Raw genomic sequence first — 9,562 nt, 5'->3', positions numbered from 1 at the left:
CACGCGGTACTGGCTGGCCTGGGTATAGATGGTGGAAATCTGCCGCTGGCCGAACGCGTCGTACAGCGCATCAGTGATGGTCGAGACCGACACGCCAAGGCGCGAAGCCGCGTCGCGGTCGATCACCAGGTACACCTGCAGGCCTTTGTCCTGCAGGTCACTGGCGACGTCGGAGAGTTCCGGCAGTTGACTGAGGGCGTGCACCAGCTTGTCACTCCACAGCGCCAGCAGCTCGGCGTCCGGCGAGGACATGCTGAACTGGTACTGGGTGCGGCTGACGCGGTCTTCAATGGTCAGGTCCTGCACCGGCTGCATGAACAGGCGGATACCCACCAGCTTGTCCAGCTGTGGTTGCAGGCGCGTGATGATCTGTGCCGCGCTGAGGTCCCGTTCGCCGTGGGGCTTGAGGTTGATCAGCAGGCGGCCGCTGTTGAGGGTGGCGTTATCACCGTCCACCCCGATGTAGGACGACAGGCTCTCCACCGCCGGGTCTTCGAGGATGATCTTCGCCAGTTCCTGCTGGCGCTGGCTCATGGCCGCAAAGGAAATCGACTGCGGCGCTTCGGAAATGCCCTGGATCACGCCGGTGTCCTGCACCGGGAAGAAGCCCTTGGGCACGACCATGTACAACACGACGGTCAGGCCCAGGGTGGCGATGGCCACCAGCAAGGTCAGCGGCTGGTGCTTGAGCACCCACTGCAACTTGCGCCCGTAGGCTTCGATCAACCAGTCGATCCAGGCGCCGCTGGCCTTGTAGAAACGGCCCTGCTCTTCTTCCTTGGGTTCGCGCTTGAGCAAACGTGCGCACATCATTGGCGTCAGGGTCAGGGAGACCACCAGGGAAATCAGGATCGCCACCGCCAGGGTGATGGCAAATTCACGGAACAAGCGCCCCACCACGTCGGCCATGAACAGCAGCGGGATCAATACCGCAATCAGCGACAGGGTCAGGGAAATCAGGGTGAACCCGATCTGCTTGGCGCCCTTGAGCGCGGCCGCCATGGGCGTCTCGCCTTCCTCGATATAGCGGGAAATGTTCTCCAGCATCACGATGGCGTCGTCCACCACAAAACCGGTGGCGATGGTCAGGGCCATCAGCGTCAGGTTGTTGATGGAGAAACCGGCCAGGTACATCACGCCAAAGGTGCCCACCAGGGACAGTGGCACGGCAATGGACGGGATGATGGTCGCGCTGAAGCGGCGCAGGAACAGGAACGTCACCATCACCACCAGGGCAATGGCGATCAGCAATTCGTGTTGTACGTCCTTGACCGAGGCCCGGATGGTCTGGGTCCGGTCAGTGAGCACCGTCACGTCCAGGCCGGCCGGCAGGTTGTCGGTGATGCTCGGCAACAATGCCTTGATCCGGTCCACCACTTCGATGACGTTGGCCCCGGGCTGGCGCTGAATGTTCAGCAAGACCGCCTGGTTTTCATTGGCCCAGGCCGCGAGGCGTTCGTTCTCGGCGCCGTCGACGATCTGCGCCACGTCCTTGAGCCGCAGCGGCGCGCCGTTGTTGTAGGCGAGGATCAGCTCGGCGTATTCCTTGGGCGAGACCAACTGGTCGTTGGCGTCGAGCATCGACACCCGCGTGGGGCCGTCAAAGTTACCCTTGGGCTGGTTGACGTTGGAGGCGGCGATCAGGGTGCGCACGTCCGACAGGTTCAGGCCGTTGGCCGCCAGGGCCTCGGGGTTGACCTTGATCCGCACCGCCTGGCGCTGGCCACCGGCGATGCTGACCATGCCGACGCCGCTGATCTGCGCGATTTTCTGCGCCATGCGCGTGTCGACCAGGTCGTTGAGCTTGGGCAGCAACATGGTCTTGGAGGTGATGGCCAGGGTCAGTACCGGGGTGTCCGCCGGGTTGACCTTGTTGTACACCGGCGGTGCCGGCAAGTCCTTGGGCAGCAGGTTGGTGGCGGCGTTGATCGCGGCCTGCACCTGTTGCTCGGCGACATCCATGTTGATGTCGAGGTTGAAACGCAGGGTCAGCACCGAGGCGCCGCCGGAGCTGGTGGACGCCATCTGGGTCAGGCCGGGCATTTGCCCGAACTGACGCTCCAGAGGCGCGGTCACCGCGCTGGTCATCACGTCCGGGCTGGCGCCGGGGTACAGGGTCATCACCCGGATGGTCGGGTAGTCCACCTGGGGCAAGGCCGAAACCGGCAACAGGCGATAAGCGATCGCCCCGGCCAGAACAATGGCCAGCATGCTCAGGGTAGTGGCTACCGGGCGAAGGATGAACAGCCGCGAGAGGTTCATGCGCCGCCCTTTTGCGCCTTGCCGGCATCAGCCGGGCCTTGCTGCGTCTTGGCTGCCGGCTGGCCCTGGAGGTGTTCGGTCGGCGTGGTCGGCACCTCAGTGCTGTCGTTGACCACTTCGATGTCGCTGCCGTCCTTCAGGCGGTCAGTGCCTTCCAGCACCACCCGGTCGCCGGCTGCCAAGCCTTGCTTGATCACGGTGTTGTCGCCGTCGGAGTCACCGATCACCAGCGGACGGACCTTGACCTTCTTGTCGCCATCGAGCACGTAGACGAAGGTGCCATTGTTGCCGAACTGAATCGCCGCCGATGGCGCCAGCACCACGTTATGCAGGGTGTCGGCCAGCAGGTGCACATTCACGAACTGGTTGGGGAACAGCGCCTGGTCCTTGTTATCGAAGCGCGCCTTGAATTTCAGGGTGCCGGTGGTGACGTCGATCTGGTTGTCCAGGCTCTGCAACACGCCGTTGGCTTTCAGGGCCACGTCGCCGCGGTCCCAGGCTTCTACCGGCAGCTTGTTGCCGGCGTGATAACGCGCCAGCACGGTTTCCAGGGTGTTTTCCGGCAGCGTGAAGACCACGCTGATGGGTTGGGTCTGGGTGATCACCGCCAGGAAGGTGGTGTCGTTGGCGGCGACGAGGTTGCCCACGTCCACCTGGCGCAGGCCGACACGCCCGGTAATCGGGGCGCGGATCTTGGTAAATTCGAGGTTGAGCTTGGCGTCATCCACCGCGCCCTGGTTGGTCTTGACCGTGCCCTGGTACTGCAACACCAGCGCTTCGGCGGTGTCCAGGGTCTGCTTGGCGATACTGTCTTGGGCATACAGGTCGCGATAACGCTGCACGTCGACCTGGGCGTTTTTCAGCTGGGCCTGGTTCTGCAGCAACGTGCCCTGGGCCTGGAGCAAGGCATTCTGGTAACTGCGCGGGTCGATTTCCGCCAGCAAGTCACCGGCCTTGACCATCTGCCCTTCTTCAAAGGCGATCTTGACCAGCTCTCCCCCTACCCGGCTGCGCACATTAATGGTGTTCAGTGCGGTGACCGTGCCCAGCGCCTTGTAGTACACCGGGAACTCACCCAGCACCGCGGGCGCCACACGCACCGGCACCGGGCCGGTAGAACCACCAAACCCCGGGCGCATCATGCCCGACTTGCCGGCATGCCCGGCGGGCTTCTTCTCGGCACTGTCTTTGTGGCTGCTGCCGGGCCAGAACTTCCAGCACAAGCCGGCAATGACCAGCAGCACGAGCAGGCCGAACAGCCAGCGGCGGGAGTGACGAGGGGTGGATTGCATGGAGTGATCAACCATTGGGTGCGAGAGCTTCTTCTTTGGGAGGCTGAAAGATAAGCACTGGAGCGCGTTAAGAAAAGCGCCTTTACCGGCTATTTACCTTGGATTACAACTTTTAACTTCTGTGCTTAGTCCATTTGCTATCCGGCTAAGCATCTGAAGCACAAATAAAAACGGCCTGGACTAGGCCAGGCCGTAATACTGCATCACACGTGTTACTGCAAAACGACAGTAATGCGTAGTAACAGTTACTTCAAAACAGCCAGGGCCGCTTCGTAGTTCGGCTCTTGGCCGATTTCGCTGACCAGTTCGCTGTGCAGCACGTTGTCGTTCTCGTCCAGTACCACGACGGCACGTGCGGTCAGGCCTTTGAGCGGGCCATCAGCAATCGCAACACCGTAGTCGACAGCAAAGGCTGCCTCACGGAAGTCCGACAGGTTCTTCACGTTTTCCAGGCCTTCCGCACCGCAGAAACGCGCCTGGGCAAATGGCAGGTCGGTGGAGATGCACAACACTACGGTGTTGTTCACGTCGTTGACCTGGGCGTTGAACTTGCGAACCGAAGTGGCGCAGGTCGGGGTATCAACGCTTGGGAAAATGTTCAGCACTTTGCGCTTGCCGGCGAAAGTCGCCAGGGTCGCGTCAGACAAGTCGCCGGCAGTCAGGGTGAAGTCTGGCGCCTTGGCGCCGACTTTCGGCAAATCGCCTTCGACCTGGACAGGGTTGCCTCGGAGGGTAACTTGAGCCATGAACGGAATCCTTCTAGTGGTGGTAGTGAAACGAATTTCAGGTGCCGAAGTTAAACACAAAGTTCGATGGGCACCTATGGGCGGACGCAAATTGTTATGGAGCGCCCACGCAATAAGCGCAGGCACTCCACAAGCCCTGGTGACATTTCTCAAGCGTCGCACCCGCGCTTCACGCATCGTTTCGCAATAAATCCTGCCAGGCAGTCCTCGGAACCGTAGCGTACTCGTGAACGACACAGCGAATGCCGTTGCAAGGACATCCATCAACGGCCGTAGTCTTCCTAACGCCGCCTGAAGGATGCCTCATGAGAATTGCTGATTTGCGCCCCGCTGCCAACATATCCATACACCACGCACTCTCCGTCCAGCCGCAGTCGGCTGCTCTGAAAAATCACGCATCGAGCGGGCTCCTCTCCCCGGTTCCTCCGCAGAGCGACGTGAATATTGTCAGCCTGGAAGACTCGAAAAACGCCAAGGCGATGGTAAAACAAGGCGATAGCGATATAGCAATCCAGTATGCCTTGGCCCAGGTGGATAAAGAGATAGCAGGAGACACTTCCGGACAGATAAACCAAATCTCGACGAGTCTCTCCAACATCCCGCATGCTTCCTCGTTTGGCACGGCATGGTCGGCCTTCAATCTCGCACTGACAGCAGAACCGTTTGCAACCTTTGCCAAAAACAACAAAATTGATACTTCGATGTTCGACTGGTATCCACCCGCATCGATGCGCTGCTTGGTTGACGGCAAAACAACCTTTGCAGACACCCTTCCTGGTTGGGAAGAAGCCGCCGCCAACCTTATAACCACAGCAAAATGGCTCTCACCAGACGGCGATACATTTCCGTTTTACGGCGAGAACAAAGTGCCTCTGGAGCTGCTCGGTAACTTTTACGGTCACGATCAGGGGTCCCGGGGGCCAAGGAAATTACCCTTGATCGGCGAAATACTGACGACCCGATCATTTCCGGCTCATTCAGATTCAAAAAATCGGCAACACCAAAACGTTATCGAACGCCAACAGCAAGCAACAGAAACCATCGGAGCTGAGCTCAGCGGGAAAATTTTGCCACCTATGCTGCCTGCTCAAACGGTAGCAACACAGGTTATTGAGGCGGATAAAGAAGTGGCGCAAATGAGCGCAACCGCGCTGCTGCTGCGAAGAAACGAAATACGACCTGCCGACGCAAGCCTAACGTCAGGCTACGTAATTACCCCCCCTGAGCGCTCCACTATCGGACAAACGATCAAAGCCTTTAACACAGCACTTCAGGCTGAGGAATTCCTGGATTTTGCGCGAAAAAAAAACGTCGATATTTCAACCGTGAACATTAGCCAGCCAGCGGGCGACCTGATGGTCCTTGACCTGCCAAACCGCGTTTTTCGCACGATCGCCACGGTCAACGATCAATCCGGATGGGCCCAGGTATCGTCCGAGATAAGGGCGCTGGCCAATCAACTGGGCAAGGGCACGAAGGAGCTCGTGTCCTATAACCCGGATGGCTCCATCTCCGTCATCAAAGCGCTGAGTTTTTATGGTGAGCATCTCCCCGCCGACACCCTGAAAGACGCTCTTACACGCAGCACTGCGCTCTATCATAAAGGCTTCCCCGCCTTGAACCGGGATACCCCTCCTGCCGACGAGAGCACGCGCGCGGTACAACAAGCACAGCTCGCCGCTATCCAGCAGCTCGAGAACGCAAGTACCGTTCAACCCGTCACGTCGGTGCTCGATAAAACGCCCGTCAACACCATCGACCCCGCAACCAGTATCGCCAACAGCCTGTTTTCCGCGGCACCCAGCGTGTATTCGGCGGTCGCTTCATGGCTGGGCTTCTACGTCCAACGCACCGCCCATGGTGCAGGGGACCTGGACATCAACCACCTGAGCATTGGCATACTCAACCCGGAGAATCCCGGAGAACGCAAAGACATCCCGCTTATGCAGTACGCCATGGACGCGTTGAGCAACAGTAAATCACTGAGCATCCCCGCAGGCGCCAAATTGTTCGACACCCGCCCTGACCTTCTGGCACGTACCGGGACGCCAGGATACGTCCCCGTCCCTATCGATATGAACGCATTGAAGAATGAGTTGCTCCGTCTACCGACGCAACTGGAGACGATTTACAAAACGGCCACCCACGGTTACTGGAGGCAGCCCGCCTTCACTGCGCCTGCGGTCTATAGCGGCAGCCGTCAGTCATTGGTCAGCCGCCTCCTGCAAGACAATCTGCAGCGAGCTGGCCTCAAGCAGCCTGGGCTGGATGCCGAACAACGCAAAACCGTAGACATGGTCGTAAAGCATCCTGAAGGATCGACTCGTGCTGCCCCCCAGGACCCAAGCAGTTCTCCAGCCACTGTCTATCGCCTTACAAACGGGCCCGAGAACGAGGACACGCCCAACCTACTGATTCATCGCGCCTTGGCAGGACCCAATCGCGAGATTCTCTTGCTGGTGGAACCCAGCGGCAAAATTACACCTTATGACTCCTGGGACGCCTTCGACCAAGCCGGCCACGTCAAGTCGGAGCTGACCGGCAATCCGTTCGATACCCAAGCCAGCATTATTATCGACGGTGAATTGGGCGACACGCTGTCCGTCAACCCATCTGCAGCGGATGCGCCGAGCCAGACTCAAGCAGCCGCTCAGCCGCCGGCCTGGGTAAATCAGGCCAACGACTCGCAACGCGTTGCCTTGCACCACCTGATGCTGGAGCTGGCGGGCTTCGTGCAGCGCAACAAAGGGCAGTCGTACGACTACGCAATAGACGACCTGCGCACATTTGCCCAAAAGCAATTCGACGCACAACTGCCCAGCCCCAGGTCGTACAACACCTCGCAGATTGAAATTGAATTCAAGCCGACAGACGGCTCGCTGTTTGCCGGTTGGGGAGGCGGTATCTCGGCGGGCGTCGGTACCGTCGAACGAGTCAGAATGAGCATGACCGACATGCTCCTGCGCAATCTGTCGGGGTTGCCGGACGGGCAGATCGACGTCTATTACAAGTCCGATGGCAAGCCAGGCACTGTGCGAATAACCGCGCTTGAGGGTGAAGGCGTCCTCAAGAAGAAGGTTCAAGACGCTGACATCGGCAAGAAATACCCGGAGTTTCTCAAGCAAGAGTTGCTCGACGACCCCACAAAAAAAGCTCAGCGTCTCTCGTTGTTTGCCCAGCAGGTACCTATCGAGCTGAAGCTCCAGGCCCTGAAACTGGCAACAACAGGCGCATTCGGCTTCGACACCACGGGGTTCCGGTACGTTGAGCAAATACTTGATCCAACGCCGGGCACAAAAACCGTCGACGGCAAGGAGATCGTTATCCGGCCCCTGGCCTTTACGCGCGAGCCGGGTACAACACCTGATGTTGTCAGCAACATGTACCTGATTGAACCCAAGGACAGCACCACCGGACCGCATATTCTGTATCGCCCGTTGAACACCACTGCGCAGTTGCTGCAGTTTCCAACCCGCCAGGCCTTGATGGAGGCCATTCAGAAACCGAACCAGTTGCAAAAAGATATCCTCGCCTGGCTACCGGACGACGCGACCCGGAAGATCTACAACAACAGCGGATTTAAAGAACCTCACATCCGGCGCTTTACCATGGGCGACGACTTTGCGCCGCTGTCGACGCCCGCACCGCCCGTCCTCACCACAGAAGGTCATGCTGCGACCCAGTTGCAGCAGGCGCTGAACTCGGGGCAATTGATTAATCGGTTGTACGAAGATAACGCGAATGGCCTGGCCAGCCTGGCCGATCAGCAATCGGTCTCGAATGCTGAAAATCGCTGGGCATCTGCCAAAAGGGGCGGACTGCTGGTGCTCAACAGCGTGCTGCCTGTTCTGCGCGGCCCCCTCGCCTATATCGGCATAGCGATGCAGGCACTGGGCATTGGCCAAGATATAAATGCCCTGGCCAGCAAAGACGGAAAGAACAAAGAGACGGCACTCGCCGATCTGTTGCTTAACCTGGCGACACTGTTTCTGCACTTTCGTACACCATCGCCTGGCAATGCCTCGGAAACAAACGCCTCCCAGGAGGTGACAAGTGGCAGGCTCCTGCCACCAGAAACGTCATCACCTACGCAACCAACGTATCCAATACAGCTGGGAGGGCCGGTCACCAAGGTCGATGCCATCGAAGGGGAAATTCAAACGTTCGTGGACACCTACGACGGCGCCGAGCGTATCAATATCTTCGGACATGGCGAAGAGCCAAAACCTGGCCAACCCACAAAAATCGTCGGCGAGAATGGTGCACTCTATTCAGCCCAGGAGATCTACGACAAGCTACTGGCCCGTGGGATCGACCTGAAAAAATACCGGAACATTCGCACCCTTTTCTGCTATTCGGCAGACGGTGGTACCCGGTCGTTCGCCAGCGACCTGCACACCATTACGGGCAAACCGGTTAAAGGTTTTGAGGGAACGGTAATTGCCAGCTACTCGGACAATAAATTCCCGGATGAAATATACGAAGACTTTTACGCCAGCTATAAAGCCGCGGATCAAAAAAATCTACCGATAAATGCTATTAAACAGCTTGCCAACAACGATCTGTATGAATACTACGCCACGCAAGATATCTTTCCTGTGGTGATTAAAGAGCACGGCGATCCGATCCGAGTCAATTATGGAACGGCAGCAAAACCTGTCTGGGTTGATATGCCCATCAACTATCGGCCTGTCCGTGTGGGGCCACCGAAGGGAAGCGAACCGGTCCGTCCGAGCGTGGTCCCCCCAAAAGTCGAAGTGCTGATGGGCAACTCCCGTACTATCGAAGACAATAACTCGGTGCTCTCAACCGAAAGCTTGACCGACTGCTCCGCCCTGGTGGTGTTGACTGACTTGAAAGACGGGGTCTATCAAAAACGGACGTTGATGCATTTAACCGGCAGCAGCCTGGAGTTCGGCTTGCCCAATGAAGATACCGCCCAACTGATGGACGACCTGGATCAGTCTCTGGCCAGTGGCGGCAAGGTGATATTTGTCGGCGGTGTGAACTCCTCGTCCCGATTTGGCATGGGGATGGTCGTGGGCCAGGAATACAACGGAAAAAAACCGCTTCTGGATATTCTTCAAAAGCCCGGCGTGGAGACTGTATTCGCAGGTTCCAGCGGTGTTGAGGTTAAACCGAACGGAACCTTCACGCTGGCAAAAGCCGGACCGGGTCTGTTCGACAGCACACTTTCCAAACAGGTGCTTGACTTCGCCGCATAAGCGGCGCTCCCGCAAGAGCTGGCTGTGCCAGCCCTTG

4 protein-coding genes are annotated in these 9,562 nt (G+C 58.5%); 1 reads left to right on the top strand and 3 read right to left on the bottom strand.

Annotated features, from left to right (window positions below; all coding sequences use genetic code 11):
- The 3 genes from JFU58_RS19425 to tpx form a co-directional block, all read right to left on the bottom strand.
- Positions 1 to 2,262: efflux RND transporter permease subunit (locus JFU58_RS19425; protein WP_201141674.1), on the bottom strand; the 2,262-nt coding region annotated here is incomplete at its 3' end.
- Positions 2,259 to 3,569 carry an MdtA/MuxA family multidrug efflux RND transporter periplasmic adaptor subunit gene (locus tag JFU58_RS19420; RefSeq protein WP_063030754.1) on the bottom strand — a complete coding sequence of 437 codons (1,311 nt, stop codon included), beginning with the start codon at positions 3,567 to 3,569 and terminating at the stop codon, positions 2,259 to 2,261. The genes JFU58_RS19420 and JFU58_RS19425, both read right to left, overlap by 4 nt.
- 230 nt (positions 3,570 to 3,799) lie before the next feature.
- On the bottom strand, positions 3,800 to 4,300 hold the full coding sequence (gene tpx, locus JFU58_RS19415; protein ID WP_003207496.1) for a thiol peroxidase: 501 nt from the start codon (positions 4,298 to 4,300) through the stop codon (positions 3,800 to 3,802).
- Positions 4,301 to 4,605: 305 nt separating this feature from the next.
- On the opposite strand from tpx, the gene JFU58_RS19410 reads away from it, so the two are divergent.
- On the top strand, positions 4,606 to 9,525 hold the full coding sequence (locus JFU58_RS19410; RefSeq protein WP_201141672.1) for a hypothetical protein: 4,920 nt from the start codon (positions 4,606 to 4,608) through the stop codon (positions 9,523 to 9,525).
- Positions 9,526 to 9,562 lie beyond the last annotated feature (37 nt).

This window comes from Pseudomonas sp. TH34 (assembly GCF_016650865.1).
Taxonomy (GTDB): domain Bacteria; phylum Pseudomonadota; class Gammaproteobacteria; order Pseudomonadales; family Pseudomonadaceae; genus Aquipseudomonas; species Aquipseudomonas yamanorum.
The sequence above is the reverse complement of the archived record's forward strand: the minus strand, read 5'-3'. Positions and strand labels throughout refer to the sequence as shown.

Coding starts and splice junctions, on each gene's coding strand:
- JFU58_RS19420 (WP_063030754.1), bottom strand. CDS start 3,569: ATGGTTGATCACTCCATGCAATCCACCCCTCGTCACTCCCGCCGCTGG.
- tpx (WP_003207496.1), bottom strand. CDS start 4,300: ATGGCTCAAGTTACCCTCCGAGGCAACCCTGTCCAGGTCGAAGGCGAT.
- JFU58_RS19410 (WP_201141672.1), top strand. CDS start 4,606: ATGAGAATTGCTGATTTGCGCCCCGCTGCCAACATATCCATACACCAC.